Source organism: Sinorhizobium sp. RAC02 (assembly GCF_001713395.1).
GTDB lineage: Bacteria > Pseudomonadota > Alphaproteobacteria > Rhizobiales > Rhizobiaceae > Shinella.
Map to the genome: position 1 here is coordinate 156,434 of NZ_CP016450.1, position 24,641 is coordinate 181,074.

Below are 24,641 nucleotides of genomic sequence, written 5' to 3' on the forward strand. Positions count from 1 at the left end.
TCTCCCTCAAGCGACGGCGACGGCGGGCTGCGCACCGGCAGCCAGCATGCGGTTGATGGAATCGGCGGCATCGCGCCCCTGGGCGACGGAGGTGACCGTCAGGTCCTCGCCGGCCTTCACGCAGTCGCCACCCGCCCAGACATTGGGAACCGAGGTGCGACCTTCGGAATCGATGACGATCCGGCCGCCGGACATGGCAAGCGAACCGAGGCCGGAGGCCTCGAAACTTTGGCCGATCGCCTTGAAGACCTGGTCAGCTGCCAGCACGCCGGTCTCGCCGGTGCCGGTCAACGTGCCATCGCGCATCTCGGTATATTCGACCTCGATGCCGGCAACATGCCCATCCTTGGCGATGACGCGCTTCGGCTGCAGCCAGTGGCGGATCATCACGCCCTTGGAGGCGGCAAGATCCTGCTCGAACGGCGAGGCGTTCATATGCTCCTTGCCGCGGCGGTAGCAGATCGTCACTTCCTCTGCGCCGAGCAGTTTGGCCTGCACGGCGGCGTCGATTGCCGTCATGCCGCCGCCGATGATGACGACACGTCGGCCGACCGGAATGGCGGCCTTGTCCTCGGCCTGGCGCAGTTCCGCGATGAAATCGACGGCATCAACCACACCCGGCAGGGTTTCGCCTTCTGCGCGCAGCGCATTGACGCCGGCAAGGCCCATGCCGAGGAAGACGGCGTCGAAATTGGCGGTGAGGTCGGCGAGCGTGAAGTCGCGGCCAAGTTTCAGGCCGTTCTTCACCTCGATGCCGCCGATCGCCAGCACATAGTCGACTTCCTTCTGGGCGAAATCGTCGACCGCCTTGTAGGTGGCGATGCCGTATTCGTTGAGGCCGCCGGCCTTTTCACGGGCATCGAAGACCACGACGTCATGGCCGTTCATGGCAAGGCGATGGGCGCTGGCAAGGCCTGCCGGGCCAGCGCCGACAACGGCGACGGCTTTGCCGGTACGCTCGGCGCGCTCGTAGAAATGTTTGTTCTCCGTCATAGCGACGTCTGTCGCGTAGCGTTGCAGACGGCCGATTTCCACGGGGCGGTGCTCGGCGGTGTTGCGCACACAGGCCTGTTCGCACAGTGTTTCGGTGGGACAGACGCGGGCGCACATGCCGCCTAAAATGTTCTGGTCGAAGATGGTCTTCGCCGAGCCGATCGGATTGCCCGTCGAAATCTGGCGAATGAACAGCGGAATGTCGATGGAGGTGGGACAGGCCGTCATGCACGGCGCGTCATGACAGAAGTAGCAGCGGTCGGCTGCGACCAGCGCCTCATGATCGTCGAGGCGCGGGTGGAGGTCGGAAAAGTTCGTCTCGTATTCGGCAGGCGCAAGACGCCCCCGATGAATCCCAGATTGCGTCGTTCCCATGTTATTCTCCCATTCGCGTGGGCTTTTGAATGACAGAACGGTAACTCAGGTTTATTTTTTTATCAAACGGTAAAATTTCAAATGAAATGGCGGTTTCTCAGGTGGTTCAGCGCAGAAAAACATGAGATTTTTGGTTATGTTTTTCTTTCGGCGAGGAGGCCGGGCGTCGAAGGCTGTTCTTGCCGCGGCATCATGTGGCGTTTGACAGATGACCCGAAAAGATGCAGCAAATCGTGTGAAACAAGCGGGGAATATAATGGCGAAGCGGACGGAAACAGCCGGGCGGCTGGATGATGCGGCGAGGGCCGGCTGGCTCTACTACGTCGCGGGCCGCACGCAGGACGAGATCGCCTCCGCCATGGGCATTTCGCGCCAGTCGGCACAACGCCTGGTTTCGCTCGCCGTCGCCGAACGGTTGATCAAGGTGCGCCTCGACCACCCGATTGCCGAATGCCTGGAACTCGGCGAGGCGCTGCGCAAGAAATTCGCGCTGGTGCATGTCGATATCGTGCCGAGCGACCCGGGGTCCTCGTCCACGACGATCGGCATTGCCGAAGCGGGGGCGGCGGAAATCGAGCGCTGGCTCAAGAAGAGCGATCCGATCGTGCTTGCCGTCGGGACGGGGCGCACGCTGAAAGCTGCGATCGACCAGTTGCCGACGATGGAATGTCCGCAGCACCGCATCATGTCGCTGACCGGCAATATCGGCCCGGACGGCTCGGCTGCCTATTACAACGTCATCTTCTCGATGGCTGACGCGGTCAAGGCGCGGCACTATCCGATGCCGCTGCCGGTGCTCGTCTCCTCCACCGAGGAGCGTGATCTCCTGCACAAGCAGAGCCTCGTGCAATCGACCTTGCGGCTCGGCCGCGAGGCCGATGTCGCCTTTGTCGGTATCGGCGAACTCGGCGCGGATGCGCCGCTCTGCCTCGACGGCTTCCTCGACCCGGAGGAAATGGCGCGGCTGATGGAGGAGGGCGCCGCGGGCGAGATCTGCGGCTGGATGTTCGACCGCAACGGCAAGCTGCTCGACAACAGCATCAACGAGCGCGTCGCCTCGGTGCCGCTGCCGCCGCGCGAGACGACGACGGTCATCGGCCTTGCCAAGGGCAAGCGCAAACATCTTGCCCTCCTTGCAGCCCTTCGCGGCGGCATGATCAACGGTGTGATCACCGACGAGTCGACGGCGCGTTACCTGCTTTCGGCCTGACGCAGGTCCTCCCGGCCGCGTCGAAGCCTATCCACCTCACAGAAATTTCCTAGGAGATTCAAGGCCTGCTGCCGCGCTTTGTGCGATGCAGCAACGATTGGTCGTTGACTTCTCACGGCATTATGTGGGTAATTGCCCATGAGCTAAGCAAATGCTCAAAACCCTTCTGGGAGGAAGACGATGAATTTGAAAACCCTTCTGCTGGGCACCTGCTCGGCTGCTCTCCTGTGCGGTATCGCCAACGCCGAAACGCTCACCATCGCGACGGTCAACAACGGCGACATGGTCCGCATGCAGGGGCTGACGGAAGCCTTCACCACGAAGAACCCGGACATTCAGCTCGAGTGGGTCACGCTCGAGGAAAACGTCCTGCGCGAGCGCGTCACGACCGACATCGCGACGAAGGGCGGCCAGTACGACATCATGACGATCGGTACCTATGAAGTTCCGATCTGGGCAAAGCAGAACTGGCTGGTACCGCTCGACAATCTCGGCGCCGACTACGACGTCGACGACCTGCTGCCGGCCATCCGCTCGGGCCTCACCGGCGAAGACGGCAAGCTCTATGCTGCGCCGTTCTACGGCGAAAGCTCGATGGTCATGTACCGCAAGGACCTGATGGAAAAGGCCGGGCTCACCATGCCCGACGCTCCGACCTGGGAGTTCATCGGTGAAGCGGCCCGCAAGATGACCGACCGCGCTGCCGGCATCAATGGCATCTGCCTTCGCGGCAAGGCCGGCTGGGGCGAGAACATGGCGTTCCTGACCGCCACGTCCAATGCCTTCGGCGCCCGCTGGTTCGACGAGAGCTGGAAGCCCCAGTTCGATCAGCCGGAATGGAAGAATACGCTCGACATGTACGTCAAGCTGATGAACGACGCCGGTCCGCAGGGCGCGTCCTCGAACGGCTTCAACGAGAACCTGGCGCTCTTCCAGCAGGGCAACTGCGGCATGTGGATCGATGCCACGGTCGCGGCGTCCTTTGTATCGAACCCGAAGGAATCGACGGTCGCCGACAAGGTCGGTTATGCGCTGGCTCCCGATACTGGCCTCGGCAAGCGCGGCAACTGGCTCTGGGCCTGGAACCTTGCCATCCCGGCAGGCTCGCAGAAGACCGAAGCGGCTGAGAAGTTCATTGCCTGGGCAACCAGCAAGGAATACGCCGCACTGGTCGCCGAGAAGGAAGGCTGGGCAAACGTGCCTCCGGGTACGCGCTCTTCGCTCTACGCGAATGCGGAATACCAGAAGGCAGCCCCCTTCGCGAAGATGACGCTTGACTCGATCAATGCCGCCGACCCGAAGAACCCGGCCGTCAAGCCGGTGCCCTATGTCGGCGTGCAGTTCGTGGCGATCCCGGAATTCCAGGGTCTCGGCACGACGGTCGGCCAGCTCTTCTCGGCAGCGCTCGCCGGCCAGATGACGGTCGATGATGCACTCGCCCAGGCGCAGCAGGTCACGACACGCGAAATGACCCGCGCCGGCTACATCAAGTAAAAAACCTCCTCCCCAAGGACGGGCTGCCCGGGATGCGTTCCGGGCAGCCGAAAATGGGGTCTTTGCATCCGGCGCGGCCAGTCTGGCGCCGGAACTGCAAAAATGTGTGACAATAGCACTTGGGCTCGGTCCGATAGGGATGCGATGCCTGTCCGGCGCGGGGAGCAGCCGGCAAAAAGGGAGGTCACGACAATGGCGACTGCGAACACGCGTGGATTGGCGCGGCTGATGTTGGCGCCCTCGGTTGGGTTGCTTCTGGTCTGGATGATCGTGCCATTGGCGATGACGCTGTGGTTTTCGTTCCAGAACTACAACCTGCTGAACCCGGCGAATGTCAGCTGGGCTGGGCTGTTCAACTATCAGTATTTCTACACCGACCCGGCCTTCTTCCAGTCGATCTGGAACACGCTTTTGATCGTCGGGGGCGTGCTGTTCATCACGGTGCTTGGCGGCGTGGCGATTGCGCTTCTGCTCGACCAGCCGATGTGGGGGCAGGGGATCGTGCGCATCATGATCATCTCGCCGTTCTTCGTCATGCCGCCGGTGGCGGCCCTCGTCTGGAAGAACATGATCATGCATCCGGGCTACGGCGTGCTTGCCGATATCAATCGGGCGCTGGGTCTCCAGCCGGTCGACTGGTTTGCGCAATATCCGCTGTTCTCGATCATCATCATCGTCGCCTGGCAATGGCTGCCGTTTGCCACCCTCATCCTCTTGACCGCGCTGCAATCGCTCGACGGCGAGCAGAAGGAAGCGGCCGAGATGGATGGCGCCGGCTTCGTCTCTCGCTTCATCTACCTGACGGTGCCGCATCTCTCGCGCTCGATCACCGTCGTCATCCTCATCCAGACGATCTTCCTGCTCGGCGTCTATGCGGAAATCCTCGTCACCACCAATGGCGGCCCGGGTTATGCATCGACCAACCTGCCGTTCCTGATCTACCGCACGGCCCTTCTCGGCTACGACGTCGGCGGAGCCTCCGCCGGTGGCATCATCGCCGTCATCCTCGCCAACATCGTCGCCTTCTTCCTGATGCGCGCCGTCGGCAAGAACCTGGACAAATAGTTTATCGCAGTTCCGGACGGAAAACCGCTTCACACTTTTCCTGGAACAGCTTTTAGGGAGGACAAGACCATGGCTCGCGCAGTTTCGACAAGACGCACTGTAGTGTTCACGATCGCCGCCTGGATCGTCGCGCTGATCATCTTCTTTCCGATCCTCTACACGATCATCACCTCGTTCAAATCCGAGACCGAGGCGATCCAGGGGTTCAACATCATCCCGTCAGGCACGGTGGAGAGCTATGCAGCCGTGCAGGCGCAGAGCAACTACTTCAAGTTCTTCCTGAACTCGGTGGTGCTGTCGCTCGGCTCGACGCTGCTGGCGCTGTTGATCGCCGTGCCCGCCGCCTGGTCGATGGCGTTCTCGCCGACGGCCAAGACCAAGGACATCCTGATGTGGATGCTCTCGACGAAGATGATGCCGGCCGTCGCCGTGCTGGTGCCGATCTACCTCCTCTTCCGCGACTTCGGCCTGCTCGACAGCCGCATTGGTCTCACCGTCATGCTGACCATGATCAACCTGCCGATCGTCATCTGGATGCTCTACACCTACTTCCGCGAGATCCCCGGCGAGATCCTGGAGGCGGCGCGCATGGACGGTGCGTCGCTGTGGGGCGAGATCGTCTACGTGCTGACGCCGATGGCGGTACCCGGCATTGCCTCGACCATGCTGCTCAACATCATCCTCGCCTGGAACGAAGCCTTCTGGACGATCCGCCTGACGACGACCAATGCAGCGCCGCTCACCGCCTTCATCGCCTCGTTCTCCAGTCCGCAGGGCCTGTTCTGGGCGAAACTCTCGGCAGCCTCGACGCTGGCCATCGCGCCCATCCTGATCATGGGGTGGTTCTCACAAAAGCAGCTTGTCCGCGGCCTGACCTTCGGCGCCGTGAAGTAAAAACAGATCGGGGAGGAACCACCATGGGCAAGATCATCCTGAAAAAGGTCAACAAGAGCTTTGGCGAGACGCAGGTCATTCCGGGCATCGACCTGACCATCAACGAGGGCGAGTTCGTCGTCTTCGTCGGCCCGTCGGGCTGCGGCAAGTCCACGCTGCTGCGCCTGATCGCCGGCCTGGAAGACACCACCAGCGGCATCATCGAGATCGACGGCCGCGACGTCACCGGGGAGGCGCCGGCAAAACGCGGCCTTGCCATGGTGTTCCAGTCCTACGCGCTCTATCCGCACATGTCCGTGCGCAACAACATCGCCTTCCCGCTGAAGATGGCGAAGATGAGCCCCGAGGCGATCGACAAGAAGGTGACGGAGGCCGCGCGCGTGCTCAACCTCACCAACTATCTCGAGCGCCGTCCGGGCCAGCTGTCCGGCGGCCAGCGCCAGCGCGTGGCCATCGGCCGGGCGATCGTGCGCGAACCGTCGGCCTTTCTCTTCGACGAGCCCCTGTCGAACCTCGACGCGGCGTTGCGCGGCACGATGCGGCTCGAGATCAGCGAGCTGCACCACCAGCTGAAGACCACGATGATCTACGTCACCCACGACCAGGTGGAAGCCATGACCATGGCCGACAAGATCGTGGTTCTCAATGCCGGCAATATCGAGCAGGTCGGCTCGCCGCTCGATCTCTACAACAAGCCCGACAACCTGTTCGTCGCCGGCTTCATCGGCTCGCCGCGCATGAACTTCGTCAAGGGCGAGGCGGCCAAACCGTACAACGCGCCGACCGTCGGCATCCGCCCGGAGCACATCAGGCTCTCCAAGGAGAGCGGCACGTGGAAGGGCCTCGTCGGCGTCGCCGAACATCTCGGCTCCGACACCTTCCTGCATGTCAATGTCGAGGGCATCGGCCTGATGACGGTGCGCGCCGGCGGCGACTTCCCCGTCACCCATGGCGATACGGTGTGGCTCACCCCCGACGAAACCCGCATCCACCGCTTCGACGACGCCGGGAAGGCCGTGAGATGAACAGGCTTGAGGGCAGGAGCGCGCTGATCACCGGATCGGCGCGCGGCATCGGCCGCGCCTTCGCGGAAGCCTATGTCCGCGAAGGCGCAAGGGTCGCCATCGCCGACATCAACATCGAACGCGCACGGGCGACGGCGAGCGAGATCGGTCCGGCAGCCTACGCGGTCGAGATCGACGTGACGCGGCAGGCCTCGATCGATGCCGCGGTTGCGGCCTGTGTTTCCGAGGTCGGCGGCATCGACATCCTCGTCAACAATGCCGCACTCTTCGACCTCGCGCCGATCGTCGAGATCACGCGGGAGAGCTACGACAAACTGTTTGCGATCAACGTTTCGGGCACGCTATTCACGATGCAGGCGGTGGCGAAGCAGATGATCGCGCAGGGCCGCGGCGGCAAGATCGTCAACATGGCGAGCCAGGCCGGGCGGCGCGGTGAGGCGCTGGTCGCCGTCTATTGCGCCACCAAGGCTGCCGTCATCAGTCTCACGCAATCGGCCGGCCTCGACCTGATCAAACACGGCATCAACGTCAATGCCATCGCGCCGGGCGTCGTCGATGGCGAGCACTGGGATGGGGTCGATGCCCTCTTCGCCAAATACGAAAACCGCCCGCGTGGTGAAAAGAAGCGTCTCGTCGGCGAGGCGGTACCGTTCGGCCGCATGGGCACGGCGGACGACCTCACCGGCATGGCGATCTTCCTTGCCTCCGAGGAGAGCAATTACATCGTCGCGCAGACCTACAATGTCGATGGCGGCAACTGGATGAGCTGAGGCCCGCGTGAACGCGGACCTGGCACGAGCAGAGACCGGAGGCGGCGTCGTCTCCACCGGCCCGGACACACCGGAAGGACAAGACCATGACCACGAACCTGTCGCTCGCGACCCTCAAGGATATTGCCAAGACCGCCGGCGTGCCGACCTATGAGCGCGCCAGCCTCAAGGCAGGTATCGTTCACTTCGGCGTCGGCAATTTCCACCGGGCGCATCAGGCGGTCTATCTCGACGATCTGTTCAATCTCGGCTTGGATCACGACTGGGCGCTGATCGGCGCGGGGGTCCTGGCTTCCGATGCAGCGATGCGGGAGAAGCTTGCCGGGCAGGACTTCCTGACCACCGTGGTCGAGCAGGACAACAACCGTTCCGGTGCGCGTGTCACCGGCGCGATGATCGATTACCTCGCGCCCGGCAACGCGGCTGCGACGATTGCCCAGCTTGCCGACCCGGCGATCCGCATCGTCTCGCTGACGATCACCGAGGGAGGCTACTTTATCAATCCGGCGTCGGGCGTCTTCGACCCGAGCCATCCGGCGATCGCCGCCGATGCCGCCAATCCAGCCGACCCGAAGACCGTGTTCGGCCTGATCCTCGGCGGCCTCAAGGCGCGCAAGGACAAGGGGATTGCTCCCTTCACCGTCATGTCCTGCGATAATATTCAGGGCAATGGCGAGGTGACGCATGCCGCCGTCTCCGGCCTCGCGCGGCTCACCGATCCTGATCTCGCCGACTGGATCGACGCCCATGTCGCCTTCCCGAACGGCATGGTGGACCGCATCACGCCGGCGACCGGCGCCCGCGAGATCGGCATTACCGCCGACGACTACGGGATCGACGACGCCTGGCCGGTGTTCTGCGAAGAGTACAAGCAGTGGGTGCTGGAGGATCATTTTCCGCTCGGCCGCCCGGCGCTTGAGAAGGTCGGCGTGCAGTTCGTGCCGGATGTCGCACCCTACGAACATATGAAGATCCGGATTCTCAATGGCGGCCATGCGGCGATTGCCTATCCGGCGGCCCTGCTCGACATCCATTTCGTGCATGAGGCGATGGAGGATGTTGATATCCGCGCCTTCCTTTCCAAGCTGGAGCGCGAAGAGATCATCCCGGTCATCCCGCCGGTTCCCGATACCGACCTCAACGATTATTTCGCCCTGATAGAGCGCCGCTTCTCGAACCCCAAGATCGCCGACACGATCCCGCGCTTGGCCCAGGATGGCTCCAACCGCCAGCCGAAATTCATCCTGCCATCGACGTCCGATCGTCTCTCCCGCGGTGAGGACGTCACGGGCCTGGCGCTCGTCTCCGCTCTCTGGTGCCATTATCTCGCCGGCACGACGGACGGCGGCAAGGCGATCAGCTTCAACGATCCCAATTTCGAACGTATCCAGGCAGCAGCGATTGCTGCGAAGAGCAATGCCGATGCCTTCCTCGACCTCAAGGATATTTTCGGCACGGTCGCAGATTCCGAGCTGTTCCGGAAACGCTTTGCCACGGCGCTGAAATCCCTCCAGCAGAACGGAACGCGGGTGACCCTGAAACTCTATCTGGGAAACCAGCTCGCAAGTTGAGGAAAACCCGGAAATTACAGGGCTTTTCATCGCAGGGGGCAGACGTTACCACGGGGGCCTGAAACGGAATGAGAGCCATGGCCGCCACTGAGACAGAACTGGTTATTTTCGATTGTGACGGCGTGCTCGTCGATAGCGAGCCGATTTCGCTTGCCGTGCTTGTTGAATCGCTGGCCGCGGCCGGCGTCGCGATGAGCGAGGACGAGGCGCACGACCGCTTCCTCGGGCGCAGCCTGAAGAGCATGTCGGAAATCCTGCATGACGAATACGGGCTGGCTGTCGATGCCGCCTTTCTCGAGGCGATGCGCAAGGTGCTCTACGAGCGGTTCCGCAGCGAACTCCAGCCGATCGATGGCATTGCCGAGACGGTTGACGGTTTGGGCATCGCCCATTGCGTCGCCTCATCCAGCCAGCCGGAGCGCATCCGCCTGTCGCTTTCCGTGACGGGGCTGCTCGACCGTTTCGAGCCGAATATTTTCAGCGCCACAATGGTCTCGCGTGGCAAGCCCGCGCCGGATCTGTTTCTGCATGCCAGTGCTGTGATGGGGGTTGCGCCCGATCGGTGCGTCGTCGTCGAGGACAGTCCCGCCGGTATTGCGGCGGCAAAATCCGCCGGCATGCGGGTGGTCGCCTTCACCGGCGGGTCCCATGCGCGCACGCCGCGCCATCGCGAAACTTTGCTGAGCCTTGAACCCGACGCCCTGTTTGACGACATGCGGGAATTGTTACAGTTTGTCCGCAAAGAAGAGGTCGACGGGAAAGAGCATTGATGCGCGATCTGATCGTTGCGGTGGACATCGGCACCGGCAGTGCGCGCGCCGGTGTCTTCGACCGAAGCGGCGCTTTGCTGGGACGATCAGAACATCCGATCGCCATGCGTCGGCCGAGCGCAAGCTACGCGGAACATGATTCGGAAAACATCTGGCAGGCCGTCTGCATCGCGGTCAAAGCGGCGTGTTCGGTCGCCGCGGTCGAGGCTGGCCGTGTCGCGGCACTCGGCATCGATGCGACCTGCTCGCTGGTGGTGCGCGACGGGCAGGGGCAGCCGCTTGCTGTCTCCGGCGGCGAGGAGCCGCGCTGGGATACCATCGTCTGGCTCGATCATCGCGCACTCGAGGAAGCCGATATCTGCACGGCCACTCGACATCCGGTGCTTGCCCATTCCGGCCACGTCATGTCGCCGGAAATGGAGATGCCTAAGCTCATGTGGCTGAAGCGTCATCAGCCCGAGCAATGGGCGAAGGCGGGCTACTTCTTTGACCTTGCCGATTTCATGACCTGGCGGGCCACCGGCTCGAATGCGCGCTCGCGCTGCACCATGACGGCCAAGTGGAACTACCTCGTCCATGAAGAAAAGCCGTGGAGCGAGAGCTTCTTGTCGGCGATCGGGCTCGAGGACGTGCGGCTGCGCGGGTCGCTTCCAGATGAGACGCTGGCGGTGGGCGAGGCCGTTGGGCGGTTGACGGCGGAGGCTGCCCGGGACCTTGGCCTTGATACGGGTTGCGTCGTTGCCACCGGCCTGATCGATGCCTATGCCGGCACGTTCGGCGTGCTCGGCCCCTTTGCCGGCCGACCGGAGAAGCTGGAACGGCAGTTGGCGCTGATCGGGGGGACGTCGAGCTGCATCGTCGCCTTTTCGCGGGCGGAAAAATTCGGCTTCGGCATGTGGGGCCCCTATTATGAGGCCGTGCTGCCGGGCTGGTGGCTGGTCGAAGGCGGCCAGTCGGCGACCGGGGCCCTGCTCGATCATATGGTGCGGGCGCACAGTGCTGGCGGCGAGCCATCGGTGGCGAACCATGCACGCATCGTGAGCCGCATTCGGGAATTGCAGGCGCAGGAGGGCGAGGCGTTCGCCGCGCGGCTGCATGTCCTGCCGGATTTTCACGGCAACCGCTCGCCAATCGCCGATCCGCATGCGCTTGGCGTCATCAGCGGCCTGCCGCTCGATGCGTCCTTCGACAGTCTGTGCCGGCTTTACTGGCGCACCTGCGTCGCCATTGCGCTCGGCATCCGCCATATCCTCGAAAAGCTCGGCGAGTGCGGCTACCCGCTCGATACGCTACACGTTGCTGGCGGCCATGTTCGCAACCCGCTCTTGATGGAGCTTTACCGCGATGTCACGGGTTGCCGTGTCGTCGTGCCGGATACGAACGATGCCGTGCTGCTTGGAACGGCAATGATTGCCGCGGTTGCCGGCGGGCTCTACGCCGACCTGCCGGCTGCAGGTGCCGGCATGTATCCGGGTGCCACCGAGTTTCTGCCGGATGCCGGCCGCAGGGCGAGCTTCGACCGCGATTATCGCCGTTTCCTTGCCCTCTATCGGCACCGCGCAGAGCTCGAAACAATCGACTGAAAAAATCTCAAAAAAATTTGGAAACCGACGGAACCAAATCGCATGTCGCGTGTTTCTGTGTCGTCACCGGTCCGCGCATATCCCCCAAGATGCGAGGCCCTCGACCGGTGATTGACCACGAAACCGTGTCCCCCTCCGGTTCGTGGAACTTCAAGCAGCCAGTGCCTTCGAGGCGCTGGCTGTTTTCTTTTGTGCGCAAGGCATTGCCTGAAAATACAAAGGCGGCGGTGGGTGTGCCAACCCACCGCCGCCGGCCGCGCCGCCGCTGCGGCCATCCGGGAGCGAGATTAAGCCGCGGCGCGCGCTTGCGGGGTAAAGAGAAGGGCCTGGTTGATAAGGACCTTCACTTGCTCCGGATTGAAGGGTTTGGAAACGAGGAAGGCTGGTTCCGGCCGTTCGCCGGTGAGCAACCGCTCGGGATAGGCGGTGATGAAGATGACCGGAATTGTCGTTCGCGAAAGGATCGCGTTCACGGCGTCGATGCCGGAGCTGCCGTCGGCCAGTCTGACATCGGCGAGCACGAGGCCTGGACGGCTGTCGCTCCAGAGCGTCTCCGCCTCCGCCTGGGTGCGGGCGATACCGGTGACGCGATGACCCATGCCGCTCACCATATCGGCAAGGTCGAGCGCGATCAGCGGCTCGTCCTCGATGATCATGATGCCCGTTTCGGCCTGCGCTGCGATTTCAGCAAAGGCCGTATCGAGCAGGGCGCGGATGGTGCTCTCATTCGCTTCCAGGATTTCCGCGGTCTTCTCGACCGAAAAGCCTTCGACCGTGGCAAGCAGCAGCGCCTGGCGGCCGAGCGGGGGCACGCCGGAGAGGTCGAACGGCATCTCCATGCCGGGCGAAATCGATCCTGCGCCGCGTGTCATGGAGACGGGCAGGGAGGAGACGATGCGGGTCAGGAGGCTAAAGAGCCTCGTCCTGTCGTCACCGCCTTCCGGCATGACGGATGTGTCGATGAGAATGGTTTCGAGCGTGGCGGCGACGTAGGCATCGCCGGAGGACTGGGTTCCGGTGAGTGCGCGTGCGTAGCGGCGCAACGCCGGAAGGTGCGGCCCGATGCGGTCGGAAATCGGCATGATTGTTCCCCTGTTCTTGAATCGCTGCAGTGGCAGTTGACGGTTTGAACGCGGAAACCAAATTTTGGTTCCGGGGCATGGAACTTTTTTTGATGCTGGGCATTTTCACGCCGACTTCTTCGACGGGGCACAGATGAACATGAAAGTGGCCAAGAGTGATTAGCGTGGAAAAGAAAACAAGCAGGGGGATGCCTCCCAAGACCGCGGGCGACCCGAATGCCCAGATTGCAACGAAGCTTCGCGCCTTCTACCATTCGGTACAGGAGGAGGCGCTTCCCCAGAGGTTCCTGGATCTTCTCGAAAAATTGGATGCTGTCGAGAACAGCGCTCAAAGGGCCGAGTGAGGATATGATGGAGCAGGGGCAGACTACTTTTAAACGCGAACTCCTTGCGGTTCTCCCGAGCCTGCGAGCCTTTGCGATTTCCTTGACCGGTCGGCATGACCAGGCAGACGATCTTGTGCAGGACACGATCATGAAGGCCTGGGCAAAGCAGGAGCAGTTCGAAATGGGCACGAACATGAAAGCCTGGCTTTTCACGATCCTGCGCAACGAACTTTACAGCAAGATGCGCAAGCGTGGCCGCGAGGTGCAGGACAGCGACGGTATCTTCACGGAAAACCTAGCGCAGCACCCGTCGCAATATGGTTCGCTCGACATGCAGGACTTCAAGAAAGCCCTGGAAAAGCTGCCGGAAGAACAGCGCGAAGCGATCATTCTCGTCGGTGCGTCCGGTTTCTCCTATGAGGAAGCGGCCGAGATCTGCGGCTGCGCGCTCGGCACGATCAAGAGCCGCGTCAACCGCGCTCGCCAGCGCCTGCAGGAACTTTTGCAGGTGAGCGGCGAAAGCGACTACGGTCCCGACGCGATTTCCGCGCCGATTACCTCGCGCGCTTTCGCATCGTGATGCCAACCATGTCGCCCGCCTTTTCAGGCGGGCGATGGACATTTTGAGGGGATTGGTGCGAATAGGCGTCTGCCGGTGTCAGCCGGCGTGAAAACGGACGCGGAATCGCATACCAGAGGCGCATGAAAGACAACGTCCAGCCATTGTCGTCCAATCTTATCGCGGTTCTGGGAGCGCCGGCTCGTTTGACGGCGATCGAGACCGCGATACCGGTCTTTCTTGGCCCCGATCCCGATTTCGACGACATAGCCGGTTTGGCGGCAGGCCTGTTCGGTGCGCCGATTTCCCTCGTCACGCTGCTGGGACGCACGGACCAGTGGTTTCTCGCCCGCCAAGGCACGCCGGAGATCCGGGCGCCGTCGGAGGACTCTTTCTGCGCCCGCATGATTGTCGAGAACGGCAACGAGCCGCTCGTCATATTCGACGCCCGCAAGGACCCCCGTTTTGCCGGATTGCCGAGCGTCGTCGGCGCGCCGCACCTGCGCTTCTATGCCGGGGTGCCGGTCGTCGTCGATGGCCAGCCGATCGGCACCGTCTGCGTCTTCGATGTCAAAGCCCATACGCGCGTCGCTCCCGAGCTTCCGGTGCGGTTGAAACAGCTTGCCTCGCTTGCGGCCTCGCTGATCAAGCTGAAGGAGGAGGCCAGGCGGCGGGCGATGACAGCGGAAATGCTGTCGCGTGACGAGAAGCGCCATTCTCTCGCGCTCGATGCGGCACAGGTGGCGAGCTGGCTGTGGGATCTCTCGACCGGGATGGTTTCCGGCAACGAGACCTTCTACCAAATGCTTGGCGTCAAGCCTGCCAAGCCTATGAGTGCACGCAAATTCTTTATGGCGGTGCACCCGGCGGACCGCAAGAACACCATCGGCCAGCTGCGCAATGCGCTTGCCACCGGCAATGAATATGACGGGCTCTTCCGGTCGGCGAAATCGGGCCGCTGGCTGCTGGGCCGCGGCCGGGTGCATGAAAAAGATGCGGACGGGCGTCCCATCACCTTTCTCGGCATCAATATCGACGTTACCGAAGGGCAGCTTGCCTCCGAGCGCACACGCCTTCTGCTGCGCGAGCTGAACCATCGGGTCAAGAACACGTTGGCCATGCTGCAATCGCTGGCGCGCCAGACCCTGCGCCAGACGAGCGATCCCGTTGAATTCATGGATGCTTTTGCCGGGCGCCTGCAATCGCTCTCCGAGGCGCACGGCCTGCTCAGCGATCACGAATGGGGCGGCATTCACCTGAAGATGCTGCTGCAGAAGCAGATCACGCCCTATGCACTCGACTATGAAAGCCAGGTCGAAATCCACAAGGACGAGGTGGAACTGGGACCGGACCAGGCTGTCGGGCTCGGCCTCGTGCTGCACGAGCTTGCCACCAATGCCCGTAAGTATGGCGCGCTGTCGGTCGCCTCGGGCAAGGTGGTCATTACGGCGCGGGTGGTGCACGAGGATGACCAGCGTGTGCTCAACATGACCTGGCACGAGGTCGGCGGGCCGCCGGTCGATCCCGCCCGTCGGCGGGGTTTCGGATCGATCCTGATCGAACGCAGCCTCGACAAGATTCTCGGCAGCAGCGTGCATGTCGAGTATCTGCCGAAGGGCGTGACCGCGGTCGTGCGCATGCCGCTCTGAGCGGCACACACAGTCTCTGAAAATCTGGGATCAGTCGTCGCGGCGGGATTTTGGCGCGAGCAGAAAGCCGAGGGCGAGGGCGACAGCCGTTGCCGCGAACGGCTTCTTTACGGCGACTGTCGCTGCCGCAGCCATCAGGTCGCGACGCACGGCAAGCTGCTGGCGGCGGATGCGGCGCAGTTCCCGCTCCCGTCTGTTGCGGGCGGCGACGACGGCAAGCACGATGAGGGCAAGCAGCAGGAAACCGCCGGCAAGGCCGAAAAGGGCAGGCACGGTGCCGTAGTGTTCCGACAGCAGGATCGCCGTGGCGGCGAGGCCGAACACATAGGCGGTGATCAGCAGCAGGCCGATGGCAAGGCCGGCAATCGCGTTACGCTTGGCGATGTCCATCGTCTCGTCCACCCGGTCGGTGACGCGGGTGACGAGGTTCTGGATGAGAATGGCCCCCAGTGAAAGCATGCCGTATGAACTCCGCAAAAAAGGAACGCCACGGGGCGTACCCGTGGCGTATCGGGAAAGGCGTTAGCGTCGCAGCAGGGCTGCGATGACAAAGCCGGCGGCGGCGGCGATGCCGAGCGTGGTCAGTGGATGATCGTGCACGGCCTTGCGGGCACGGCGGCCGGAATCGCGATAACGCTCCTGGAAGTCGGCCAGGATATCCTCGCCGGCGGCGATCATGTCGCGGATGTCGGTTTCGGCGCGATCCTTGATGTCGTGCGCGGCATCGCTCGCCTGTGCCTTTACCGCGCGGGCCTTCTTGCGAATGCCGCTTGCGCCGTTTGACGCGTCGCTGGCGAGCAGGCGGGTGAGGGAGGCGATCTCTTCGCGCAATTCCGCAATCTGCTCTTCGACGGCTTGCGCCTCGTCATGAAGTCCGTTGCGGATGCTCTTGCTGCGGGATGAAAACAGTCCGTTGGCCATGCCGTTTCTCCTTTTGCGGTCGCCAGCGCCATGCGCGGGCTAACAGCGCTCCACCCCCTTGGCGGAACGGTCTTGTCGGGGCGGAAAACGCGGAGAACGGAAAAAGGTTCCGTAAGATGCTGGAAAATCAGGCCGAAGCGGTGTGTGGCAGGACGAAAGGGACGCCACTTGCCGGGACACCGTTGATGCGCATGCGGCAGCCGAAGACAGCCTCCATGGCATCATCGGTCATGACGTCAGCCGGCGCGCCGGAACGCTCGATGCGGCCGCTCTTCATCATCACCATATGGTCGGCGAACATGGCGGTAAGGTTGAGATCGTGCATGACCGCGATCACGCCGCCGCCACCTTCGCAATAGCGCCGGGCAAGTTGCATGATCGTCAGCTGGTGGCGGATGTCGAGGGCGGAGACCGGCTCGTCGAGCATCAGGAAGCAGGGTTCGCCATCGAGCACCGGCTCCCAGATCTGCGAGAGCACGCGGGCCAGCTGCACGCGCTGCTGCTCGCCGCCGGAAAGCTCCTGGTAGAAACGGCCGGCGAAACCCGAGAGGTCGACGGCGGCCAAAGCGTCCGAGGTGATCGCCTCGATGCGCTCGGCGTGCCGGTTCGGCCCCAGGGTGAGGCCGAGGCGGACGATTTCGCGCACGGTGAAGGGAAAGGCGATGGTGGCCGCCTGCGGCAGCACCGCACGCTTCACGGCAAGCTGCCAGGGTTCGAGGACACCAAGCGCGTGGCCGTTGATGGTGATCTCGCCCTTGCTCGGCAGTTCCCCGGCAATGGCCTTCATCGTCGTCGTCTTGCCCGAGCCGTTCGGGCCGACGATGGCGGTCAGCTCACCGGCTTTCGCTTCCAGCGACACGCCGTGTACGATGATCTTGCCGGAGAGGCTGACCGTAAGATTTTTTGCGGTGATCATGGTCTCTTACCAGCCGTTGCGCGTGCGGTCCCGCAGCAGCACCCAGAGGAAGAACGGGGCGCCGGCTAATGCGGTGATGATGCCGATCGGCAATTCGGCAGGCGCGACGATGGTGCGGGCCAGCATGTCGGCGCCGAGCATCAGCACGCCGCCAAACAGGGCAGAGGCCGGCAGCAGGTAGCGATGATCCGGGCCGATGACGATGCGCAGCAGATGCGGCACGACAATGCCGACGAAGCCGATGCCACCGCTGACCGCGACCGAAGCGCCGACGGCGCCGGCTACCGAAACGATGGCAATGTATTTCAGCCGTTGCACCTTGACGCCCATGTGGAAGGCCGCCGCCTCGCCGAGCGTGATGGCATTGAGGCCACGCGACAGGAACGGCACGACGACGAGCGCCAGGAGGATGATCGGGCCGGCGGCGAAAAGCTTTGCCCAGGTCATGCCGGACAGCGAACCGAGGCTCCAGAAGGTGATGTCGCGCAGCTGCTTGTCATCCGCCATGTAGATGAGGATGCCGGTGATGGCGGCGGCGAGCGCGGAAATCGCGATGCCTGCCAAGAGCATCGTGGCGACGGAGGTCTGCCCGTCGCGTGTGGCGATGCGGTAGAGGAGCAGCGTTGTGAGAAGGCCACCGGCGAAAGCGGCGATCGGCAGGGCGAAGGCGCCGAGCGCCATCATCAGCGCCGGCGGCAGGCTGGCGCCGAGCACGATCATCAGCACCGCGCCGAGGGCCGAACCGGAGGAAATGCCGACGAGGGCAGGGTCGGCAAGCGGGTTTCGGAAGAGACCCTGCATGACTGCGCCCGACATGGCGAGCCCGGCGCCGATCAGGAAGCCGAGCAGCGCGCGGGGCATGCGGATGTCGAAGACGATGATACGGTCGCGCATGGAGAGCGCGGTGTCATCCGCGCCGGTAAAAAGGGCGCCGATGACATTGAGCGCCGACGCATCCGATGCGCCTGTCGTGATCGACACGGCGAGTGCGGCGAGCGAAACCAGCGCAAGGGCAGCAAGCGTCAGCCGCGCAACGGCGGTCCGGTCGCCGGCCGGCCGGGACTGGGCGGAGCGCATCAGGGAAAAACCGCGTGCGCTGTCGCCGCGCACGGCATCATTGAGAGACATTGCCGTAGAGTTCTTTGTTGAGATCGCGGATGGCCGAGGCGGTGCGCGGGCCGAAGCCGAGCAGGTGCAGGCTGTTCATGCGCAGGACCGCCTTGGCCTCGCCCGCCGGCGTCACGGAGAGAGCGGGATGGGCGAGGATTTCCTCGTCGCTGCTGCCATGGCCGGGACGGGTCATGACCATGATGACATCGGGCTTGGCCTTGATGATGGCCTCGTCGGTGACCGGCTTGTAACCCTCGAAGGAACCTTCCATCGCGTTGACCGCGCCGGAAAGGCCGATAATGCCGTCAGCAGCGGTATGGCCGCCCGCAGCCATGATCTTGCCGTTCTGGAAACTGAGGATGAAGAGCACGCGCTTGCGCTCGTTTTCCGGCCGCTTGGCGGCGTCGGCAATGGCGGCGTCGAGATCGGCCGCGACCTCCGCTTCCAGCGCCTTCGCCTTGTCCGGCACGCCGAGGAACTGGCCGACGACGTCGATCTTCTTGAGGATCGCCGCGCGGTCATAGCCTTCCGGTACGGTCGCGAAGGGAATGCCGGCGCTCTTCAGCACGGCCAGCGCATCCGGCGGGCCGCTGCCTTCGACGGCGAGGATGGCGGTCGGGTTAACGGCGATGACGCCTTCCGGCGAAAGCTGGCGCATGTAGCCGACATCCGGCAGTTTCACCGCCTCTTCCGGGAAGGTGCTGGTGGAATCACGCGCGACCAGCCGTCCGCCTTCGCCGAGCGCATAGACGATTTCCGTTACGGCGCCACCGATGGCGACCAGCTTCGAACTGTCGACCTGCTGCATTTCCTGGGCGACCGCCTTGCGGATGAAGCCGTTGGCGCCGGGTGTGGCCAGCGGCAGAAGCAGCGGAGCCGAAAGGGCGAAGACGGTGAGAGCCACTTCCCACGGGCGGGCGCGGCGGAAATCGAAGCTCTTGCTCATGGTCGTATCCTTCGCGGCTAGCACGAGCATTTCCGGGCAAAACCGGGCCGCGGAAATGCTCTGTCTCTTGTTTGCATGCAATTCCGGACGCTGCCGGACTTGCTCCTGCCTCAGGCGGCGACGCTGTCGGGGCGCGGCAGGCCGTCGAGGATTTCGCGCCAGTCGGTGCGCTCCGTCATGCCTTCCTTCCGCTTGCCGAAGAACTGGATGATCATCTCGCCGCTCGCATCATAAGCTTCGAGCGAGGTGACGTGGCCATCGACAGTCGGCTTGCGGACCACCCAACATTCGGCGATGTGGTCCATGCGCAGGTGCATGTGGAAGGTCGGATCCATGACGTTGAGCCACGGGCCCATCGGTTGGATGTTCTTCACCGGGCCGGTGTGGATCTGGATGGTGCCGTGGTTGCCGACGAAGCACATGATGTCGGCGTCGCGTTCGGCGGCAGCCCGCATCAGGTCGCCGACGGCGTCGGCGCGCACCTCATGGGCGAAATCTTCGCCGACGCTGCGGACTGCGTCCTGACGGCCGATCTTCAGCTTCCTCAGCATGCCGAAGAACTGGTGGGTGTCGGTCATGGAGGCCCAGTTTTCGCGCAGGGCTGCGACATCCACCGGACCGGTGTCGTCGATCTTTTCGGAAACCACTTCGACAAAATCCTGCGACTGGTCTTCCAGGCGGAAGTCGGCGACGATGGCCTCGTAGGCTTCGAGATTGGAGGCGGGGCGCAGGTGCACCTTGTGCACGGCCATGCCGGCCTTGTCGAAGAACTGCAGGCTGCGGCGCACCTGATCACCGTCCGTCTTCGTCACGGCAAAGCCGTGCGCCCAGGTGCCCGGGAAAATGCGCAGGTCGATGTTCTCGCCGAGCACGATCGAGGCATGTTTGCCAGGGGTGATCTTCTCGAAGACGCCGATCTTCTCATGCACAACGCTCTCGTTGCGGGTCAGCGCCATGACCTCGCCGAGCGCCTCCGAACGCTCGAGGAAGCGGTTGGCGCTGCCGTCGATGCGCACGGCCGTGAGGCCGACTTCCGCAGCAACGAGCGCGGCTTCCGAAATGCCGAGCTGGGCGGCGACGTCGCGCTCGCGCATCTTCGGGTTTTCAGCGCGGAAAGCGCGGATTTCGGCGGGGGTCGGTCGGGTCGTGTTGGTCATGGGCGCGGCCTTGATCGAAATGCAGGATACCATCCTTCCCATGACCATCACGTTCCAGTGAATTTCCTTGGCGGAACAGCGGTTTGACAGGAATTTGGCGGTTACTATCTTGACTTCCTTACTCATATTTATCTATGCACGCAATACCGGTCCCCCAAAGTCATGTTAATTCTGGCTGCAACCGGCTAAAGTATCCCCGGCCGTCGCACTCGGCCGAATCGAACCGATATCGAACAGGCGGGCCAATGACCGTACGCACCTTTCTTCTTTCAGCGATGCTTTCCGTTGCCGGCATCACGAGTGTCGCGGCCCAGGAGGCCGCAGCGCCAAAGGCGCTGGAAGTGGAACTGAATGCGCTCGCCGGGTCGCAGAAGGGCTGCCTCTTCACCTTCCTCGCGGTCAACGGCTTTGCGCAGGATATCTCGAAGGTGTCCTTCGAATTCGTCATCTTCAACGACAAGGGCACGGTGGAACGCCTGGCCCTGCTTGATTTCCGCGAGCTGCCGGCCGGCAAGTCGAAAGTGCGCCAGTTCGATGTGCCGGGCGTCAAGTGCGAGACGGTGAAGAACCTGCTGATCAACGATGCGCCGGTCTGCGAGGGCGAAGGCCTGGAGAAGGGGCGCTGCATGGATGGCATCGTGACACGCACCAAGGCGGCGGCCGGCCTCGAAGGCTAAGGGCGACGATGAGTTGCGCAGCACATGACGGGCTGCGCCGCATGAAACGGAATGACGGGTGATATCATGTCTGGAAGCAAGTGGCTTTGGGTTGGCGGTGGCGTGTTTTCCCTGCTCGCACATGCAACCGCTGCGGCCATCCTGACCATGGCCCCTGCACCGGAGGAGGAGCAGGCCATGATCGCCGGCGGCGTCGTGGCCGAAGTGGCGATGCTGGGCAATGGCGCCTTCGATGCGATTGAATCCGGCAAGCCTGAAGACGCCGTCACGCCCGAAACGATCCAGCCGGACGTGGCCGAGACGACGCCGCAGCAGGTGGCGGAGATCCAGCCGACCGAAATTCAGCCTGAATTGACCGAGACGGTGCAGCCCACCGATCCCGTCGTTTCCGAACCAATCGAAGAATTGATCGTTCCCTCGGCGGAGGTTGAGATTGCCGCGATCCCGATCCCGGAGATCAAGCCGGAAGTCGAGCCGGAGGAAATCAAGCCGGTTCCGGAAGTGAAGAAGGAAGAGCCGGTCAAGAAGGTCGAGCGCCATAAGCCAAAGGCGAAGCCGGTCAGGAAAGCCGGTGAAGAGGGCAAGGCCAAGCAGAACGCCAAGAAGGGCGAAATCGACGGGTCGGACGATGTCAAGATTGCCGCTGTTGGCGGCCAGAAGAAGGGCAACTCCTCCGTCGCCGGCGACAGTGCTGTCAGCAATTATCCAGGCAAGGTCCGCAACAAGATCAATCGTGCCAAGCGGCGTGTGGCGGGCGGCAAGCAGGGTAGCGTGGTTGTGAGTTTCGTTGTTAACGCAAGCGGTCAGGCGAGCGGCATACGCGTTGCGCGCAGCTCCGGCGAAGCGGCGGTGGACAAGGCCGCACTCGATTCGGTGCAGCGTGCGGCACCCTTCGCCAAGATTCCGGAGAATGCCGGCAAGTCGTCCTGGGCTTTCAACGTGCCAATCGTCTTCAAGTGAGACGTGTATTTCCGCCGCTCCGAGGCCGGCGGGAATTTTTTGCGCGAAAATATGACTATCATAGTCATGTTTATACTTTACTCTGAAAATCAAGTTTTGTAGGTTGGCCCCACTGAGGCTCCGCCCTTGAAGCGGAGTGCAAAGGGGATGTTTGATGAATTATGTAACGGCGGGTCGCGCTGATGCGATCCTGAAGGCTGCGGTTGCCGAGCGCGACCGACGCATCGCGGACCTGGAACGCCAGGTTGTCGCGCTCAAGAAGCAGATCGCGGGAGCACAGGAACCGACGACGGCGGCAGCGCCGGTCGTTGCTCCCAGGGTTGAAGTGCAGGTGCCACAGGCGCCGCGCAGCGTGGAAGTCACCAAAATCAAACGCCGGACCGGCGAAGCGGAGAGGAAGGCGATGCGCGAGAAGCACAGGCAGCAGCAGCAGGCCCGTCAGCCGGCCGACACGACCCCGAAGCCCGATAACAGCAAGGCGATGCTCGAAGGACGCAGCTTCCTCTATGTCGGCGGCCGGGATTGCCAGGTGGCGCATCTGCGCCAGATCGCCAGCTCCTATGGCGCGAACCTCATCCATCACGACGGCGGGCTGCGCGAGGCGGTTTCGCGCATCGACAATGTCCTGCCCTCGGTCGACTGCGTCTTCTGCCCCATCGACTGTATCAGCCACGATGCCTGCATACGCGTGAAGACGGGCTGCAAGAAGTGGGAGAAGGCCTTTGTGCCCTTGCGCAATGGCAGCAAATCCTCCTTCGAGCGCGCCCTGCAGAGCATGAGCCAGGAAGGCACCACCCAGTGAATGACGAAAGACCCGAGGCCTTCATGATGATCGGCCTGCACAAGTTGGCCGCGCAGAATGGCGATGGCCTGATCCCGGAACTGTACGCCCTGCTGACGCGCCGCGCGGAAATGCTGGAAAGCGAGAATGTCACCGAGTTTCCGGTGGCAAGTGCCCGCCCGCCGGCCCGTGTGCCGACCTTCGAAGGCGCGTCCGCCCTTGAAGCGCGCAACGACAATGTCGTAGCTTTCCCCGCGCCGCGTCGTCTGCGACGGGATTCGCTCTGACATCGAGGTCTTCCATGTTTTTCGCCATGAACCGCTTCCGGATTGCCGTCGGCCACGAAGAGGCCTTTGAAAACATCTGGAAGGGGCGGGATTCCAGCCTGGCGGATATGCCCGGCTTCCAATCCTTCCATCTGCTGCGTGGCGATACCAATGCCGAAGAGGGCTACACCCTCTTCGCGTCGCATTCCGTCTGGGCGAGCAAGGATGATTTCACCGCCTGGACGAAATCGGAAAACTTTCGGCAGGCACACAAGAACGCCGCCGACAACCGGGCGATCTATCTCGGCCCGCCGAAATTCGAGGGCTTCAGTCTGGTGGAAGGCGCGTGAGCATGGCAGAGAATCCCGACCGCATCGAAGTGCTGCCGGTCCTGCCGTCGCTCGATATTCAGGAAACGTTCGATTTCTATACGACGCTGCTCGGGTTTAGCGAAGTCGTGTATCGGGTGGACGATTATCTCATCCTTCGCCGTCCAGACATGGAACTGCACTTTCGGCTGACCGACGACCGGACGCTTTGTGAACGCACTTCCGTCTATCTACGCGGTGGGGGTATCGGTGACTTGCACCGCGAATTCAGCGAACGCGACGTGCCAACGCTGACGCCGATGGCGGTGCGGGCATGGAATATGGAAGAGTTTTACATTCACGATCCGCACGGCAACCTGCTGCGCTTTGCCCGTATTCCGAAGGGCTGAGGTCAGCCTTCCTGCCGCGGCAGGAAGGCGCCGAGCGCCACGGTAAGCCATCCCGCCATCATGATCACGCCGCCGGTTGGCGCCGACATCGGGAAGAGGCCGTGTCCCGCTGAATGACGCAAGACGAGATCGCCGGCGAAGATCGCGGTGCCGATCGCAAGCAGCAGGGCGGCGAGCGGCGCCGTGCGCATGGTGGGCCAGGCGGCATAGAGCCCGATCAGCGCCGGTGCATGGGCAAGGCACATGGCGGAGGCGCCGGCCATCAGGCGCGGATCGCTGCCATGCGAGGCGGCGGCCGCGGTCACGACACCGGTGAGACCCATCAGGCCGGCGACGAGCAGGGTCGCGGAGCGGAGCGAAAACGACATCGGGTTCATTCCTGGTTTTGCATATGGTGCGCAAGCCGCGTCACCGGTTCGAGAATGATGGCGCGCAGGCCCTCGCTCGGCACCGTCTCTTCCAGTGCGCGGACGAAGCAGAGCAGCCATTCGTCACGCTCCGCCGGCCCGATCGGTGCCGCGAAGTGGCGGCGGCGCAGCATCGGGTGGCCGCGTTTGTCGGTATAGAGCGGCGGACCGCCGAGCCAGCCGGTCAGGTATTCGTAGAGCTTTTCCTCGCTGCCGGAGAGATCCGGCGGGTGGATGGCGCGACAGCGCGCCGCTTCCGGGAGGATATCCATCAATTCGTAGAAACGATGCGTCAGCGCCCGCACGGCCGCGTCGCCGCCGACCGCCTGGTAAAGGGTGATCGTCTCGCCCTGCCGTTCCTGATTGTCGCCCGTATCGACCATGCGCTTTTCCCGTTCTTCCGGTCTTAGCGCGCT

Annotated in this window: 28 protein-coding genes; 18 read left to right on the plus strand and 10 right to left on the minus strand. The window is 63.1% G+C overall.

The annotated features are described in order from the left end of the window. Positions 1 to 6 precede the first annotated feature (6 nt). On the minus strand, positions 7 to 1,368 hold the full coding sequence (locus BSY16_RS00720) for an NAD(P)-dependent oxidoreductase (protein ID WP_069057893.1): 1,362 nt from the start codon (positions 1,366 to 1,368) through the stop codon (positions 7 to 9). Between the two features lie 256 nt (positions 1,369 to 1,624). Between BSY16_RS00720 and BSY16_RS00725 the strand changes: the two genes are divergently transcribed. The 9 genes from BSY16_RS00725 (at position 1,625) to BSY16_RS00765 (ending at position 11,750) form a co-directional block, all read left to right on the plus strand. Continuing rightward, positions 1,625 to 2,578, plus strand: a complete 954-nt coding sequence (locus BSY16_RS00725; RefSeq protein ID WP_069057894.1) for a sugar-binding transcriptional regulator — start codon at positions 1,625 to 1,627, stop codon at positions 2,576 to 2,578. A gap of 180 nt (positions 2,579 to 2,758) precedes the next feature. Further along, positions 2,759 to 4,072, plus strand: a complete 1,314-nt coding sequence (locus BSY16_RS00730; protein ID WP_069057895.1) for an ABC transporter substrate-binding protein — start codon at positions 2,759 to 2,761, stop codon at positions 4,070 to 4,072. Between the two features lie 192 nt (positions 4,073 to 4,264). Next, positions 4,265 to 5,137, plus strand: a complete 873-nt coding sequence (locus BSY16_RS00735) for a carbohydrate ABC transporter permease (RefSeq protein ID WP_069057896.1) — start codon at positions 4,265 to 4,267, stop codon at positions 5,135 to 5,137. Positions 5,138 to 5,206: 69 nt separating this feature from the next. Next, positions 5,207 to 6,031 carry a carbohydrate ABC transporter permease gene (locus tag BSY16_RS00740; protein ID WP_069057897.1) on the plus strand — a complete coding sequence of 275 codons (825 nt, stop codon included), beginning with the start codon at positions 5,207 to 5,209 and terminating at the stop codon, positions 6,029 to 6,031. 23 nt (positions 6,032 to 6,054) lie between these two features. Then, entirely contained in the window at positions 6,055 to 7,056 is a 1,002-nt protein-coding gene (locus tag BSY16_RS00745; RefSeq protein ID WP_069057898.1) for an ABC transporter ATP-binding protein, read from the plus strand. Next, on the plus strand, positions 7,053 to 7,826 hold the full coding sequence (locus BSY16_RS00750) for an L-iditol 2-dehydrogenase (RefSeq protein WP_069057899.1): 774 nt from the start codon (positions 7,053 to 7,055) through the stop codon (positions 7,824 to 7,826). Before BSY16_RS00745 ends, BSY16_RS00750 begins: the two co-directional genes overlap by 4 nt. Before the next feature lie 86 nt (positions 7,827 to 7,912). Continuing rightward, positions 7,913 to 9,397, plus strand: coding sequence for a mannitol dehydrogenase family protein (locus BSY16_RS00755; protein ID WP_069057900.1), 1,485 nt, complete (start codon positions 7,913 to 7,915; stop codon positions 9,395 to 9,397). A gap of 77 nt (positions 9,398 to 9,474) precedes the next feature. Next, positions 9,475 to 10,167, plus strand: coding sequence for an HAD family hydrolase (locus BSY16_RS00760; protein ID WP_069057901.1), 693 nt, complete (start codon positions 9,475 to 9,477; stop codon positions 10,165 to 10,167). Then, a complete protein-coding gene (locus BSY16_RS00765; protein WP_069057902.1) occupies positions 10,167 to 11,750 on the plus strand; it encodes an FGGY-family carbohydrate kinase in 1,584 nt (527 codons plus the stop codon). The genes BSY16_RS00760 and BSY16_RS00765 overlap by 1 nt, the downstream gene beginning before the upstream one ends. Positions 11,751 to 12,037: 287 nt before the next feature. Here BSY16_RS00765 and BSY16_RS00770 read toward each other — a convergent pair whose 3' ends face one another. Further along, on the minus strand, positions 12,038 to 12,832 hold the full coding sequence (locus BSY16_RS00770) for a response regulator (protein WP_069057903.1): 795 nt from the start codon (positions 12,830 to 12,832) through the stop codon (positions 12,038 to 12,040). 188 nt (positions 12,833 to 13,020) lie between these two features. On the opposite strand from BSY16_RS00770, the gene BSY16_RS31850 reads away from it, so the two are divergent. The 3 genes from BSY16_RS31850 (at position 13,021) to BSY16_RS00780 (ending at position 15,366) form a co-directional block, all read left to right on the plus strand. Further along, on the plus strand, positions 13,021 to 13,176 hold the full coding sequence (locus BSY16_RS31850; protein ID WP_171902438.1) for a NepR family anti-sigma factor: 156 nt from the start codon (positions 13,021 to 13,023) through the stop codon (positions 13,174 to 13,176). Between the two features lie 7 nt (positions 13,177 to 13,183). Next, positions 13,184 to 13,738 (plus strand): RNA polymerase sigma factor, encoded by a 555-nt coding sequence (locus BSY16_RS00775; RefSeq protein ID WP_069057904.1) that lies wholly within the window; start codon positions 13,184 to 13,186, stop codon positions 13,736 to 13,738. Between the two features lie 122 nt (positions 13,739 to 13,860). Further along, positions 13,861 to 15,366 carry a sensor histidine kinase gene (locus tag BSY16_RS00780; protein ID WP_069057905.1) on the plus strand — a complete coding sequence of 502 codons (1,506 nt, stop codon included), beginning with the start codon at positions 13,861 to 13,863 and terminating at the stop codon, positions 15,364 to 15,366. Between the two features lie 30 nt (positions 15,367 to 15,396). Here the strand turns inward: BSY16_RS00780 and BSY16_RS00785 are convergent, their stop codons facing one another. The 6 genes from BSY16_RS00785 to BSY16_RS00810 form a co-directional block, all read right to left on the minus strand. Next, a complete protein-coding gene (locus BSY16_RS00785) occupies positions 15,397 to 15,825 on the minus strand; it encodes a hypothetical protein (protein WP_069057906.1) in 429 nt (142 codons plus the stop codon). A 63-nt stretch (positions 15,826 to 15,888) separates the two neighbouring features. Further along, complete coding sequence (locus BSY16_RS00790; RefSeq protein WP_069057907.1) at positions 15,889 to 16,287, minus strand: glycine zipper domain-containing protein; 399 nt, start codon at positions 16,285 to 16,287, stop codon at positions 15,889 to 15,891. 127 nt (positions 16,288 to 16,414) lie between these two features. Then, entirely contained in the window at positions 16,415 to 17,203 is a 789-nt protein-coding gene (locus BSY16_RS00795; RefSeq protein WP_069057908.1) for a heme ABC transporter ATP-binding protein, read from the minus strand. Between the two features lie 6 nt (positions 17,204 to 17,209). Beyond that, positions 17,210 to 18,331, minus strand: a complete 1,122-nt coding sequence (locus tag BSY16_RS00800) for a FecCD family ABC transporter permease (protein ID WP_069057909.1) — start codon at positions 18,329 to 18,331, stop codon at positions 17,210 to 17,212. Then, positions 18,318 to 19,259 carry a heme/hemin ABC transporter substrate-binding protein gene (locus tag BSY16_RS00805; protein WP_069057910.1) on the minus strand — a complete coding sequence of 314 codons (942 nt, stop codon included), beginning with the start codon at positions 19,257 to 19,259 and terminating at the stop codon, positions 18,318 to 18,320. The genes BSY16_RS00800 and BSY16_RS00805 overlap by 14 nt, the downstream gene beginning before the upstream one ends. Positions 19,260 to 19,369: 110 nt before the next feature. Beyond that, entirely contained in the window at positions 19,370 to 20,416 is a 1,047-nt protein-coding gene (locus tag BSY16_RS00810; protein ID WP_069061290.1) for a hemin-degrading factor, read from the minus strand. Between the two features lie 245 nt (positions 20,417 to 20,661). On the opposite strand from BSY16_RS00810, the gene BSY16_RS00815 reads away from it, so the two are divergent. From BSY16_RS00815 to BSY16_RS00840, 6 genes are all read left to right on the plus strand, one after another. Next, positions 20,662 to 21,093 carry a hypothetical protein gene (locus BSY16_RS00815; protein ID WP_069057911.1) on the plus strand — a complete coding sequence of 144 codons (432 nt, stop codon included), beginning with the start codon at positions 20,662 to 20,664 and terminating at the stop codon, positions 21,091 to 21,093. Between the two features lie 66 nt (positions 21,094 to 21,159). Continuing rightward, positions 21,160 to 22,053 carry a TonB family protein gene (locus BSY16_RS00820; protein ID WP_069061291.1) on the plus strand — a complete coding sequence of 298 codons (894 nt, stop codon included), beginning with the start codon at positions 21,160 to 21,162 and terminating at the stop codon, positions 22,051 to 22,053. A gap of 403 nt (positions 22,054 to 22,456) precedes the next feature. Further along, positions 22,457 to 22,855, plus strand: a complete 399-nt coding sequence (locus BSY16_RS00825; RefSeq protein ID WP_069061292.1) for a DUF2325 domain-containing protein — start codon at positions 22,457 to 22,459, stop codon at positions 22,853 to 22,855. Next, on the plus strand, positions 22,852 to 23,121 hold the full coding sequence (locus tag BSY16_RS00830; RefSeq protein WP_069057912.1) for a hypothetical protein: 270 nt from the start codon (positions 22,852 to 22,854) through the stop codon (positions 23,119 to 23,121). Before BSY16_RS00825 ends, BSY16_RS00830 begins: the two co-directional genes overlap by 4 nt. Positions 23,122 to 23,135: 14 nt before the next feature. Next, entirely contained in the window at positions 23,136 to 23,450 is a 315-nt protein-coding gene (gene hmuQ / locus BSY16_RS00835; protein ID WP_069057913.1) for a heme-degrading protein HmuQ, read from the plus strand. Between the two features lie 2 nt (positions 23,451 to 23,452). Beyond that, a complete protein-coding gene (locus BSY16_RS00840) occupies positions 23,453 to 23,818 on the plus strand; it encodes a bleomycin resistance protein (protein ID WP_069057914.1) in 366 nt (121 codons plus the stop codon). A gap of 2 nt (positions 23,819 to 23,820) precedes the next feature. Here BSY16_RS00840 and BSY16_RS00845 read toward each other — a convergent pair whose 3' ends face one another. Next, a complete protein-coding gene (locus BSY16_RS00845; RefSeq protein WP_069061293.1) occupies positions 23,821 to 24,186 on the minus strand; it encodes a DUF423 domain-containing protein in 366 nt (121 codons plus the stop codon). A gap of 5 nt (positions 24,187 to 24,191) precedes the next feature. Beyond that, a complete protein-coding gene (locus BSY16_RS00850) occupies positions 24,192 to 24,608 on the minus strand; it encodes a group II truncated hemoglobin (protein ID WP_069057915.1) in 417 nt (138 codons plus the stop codon). Positions 24,609 to 24,641 lie beyond the last annotated feature (33 nt).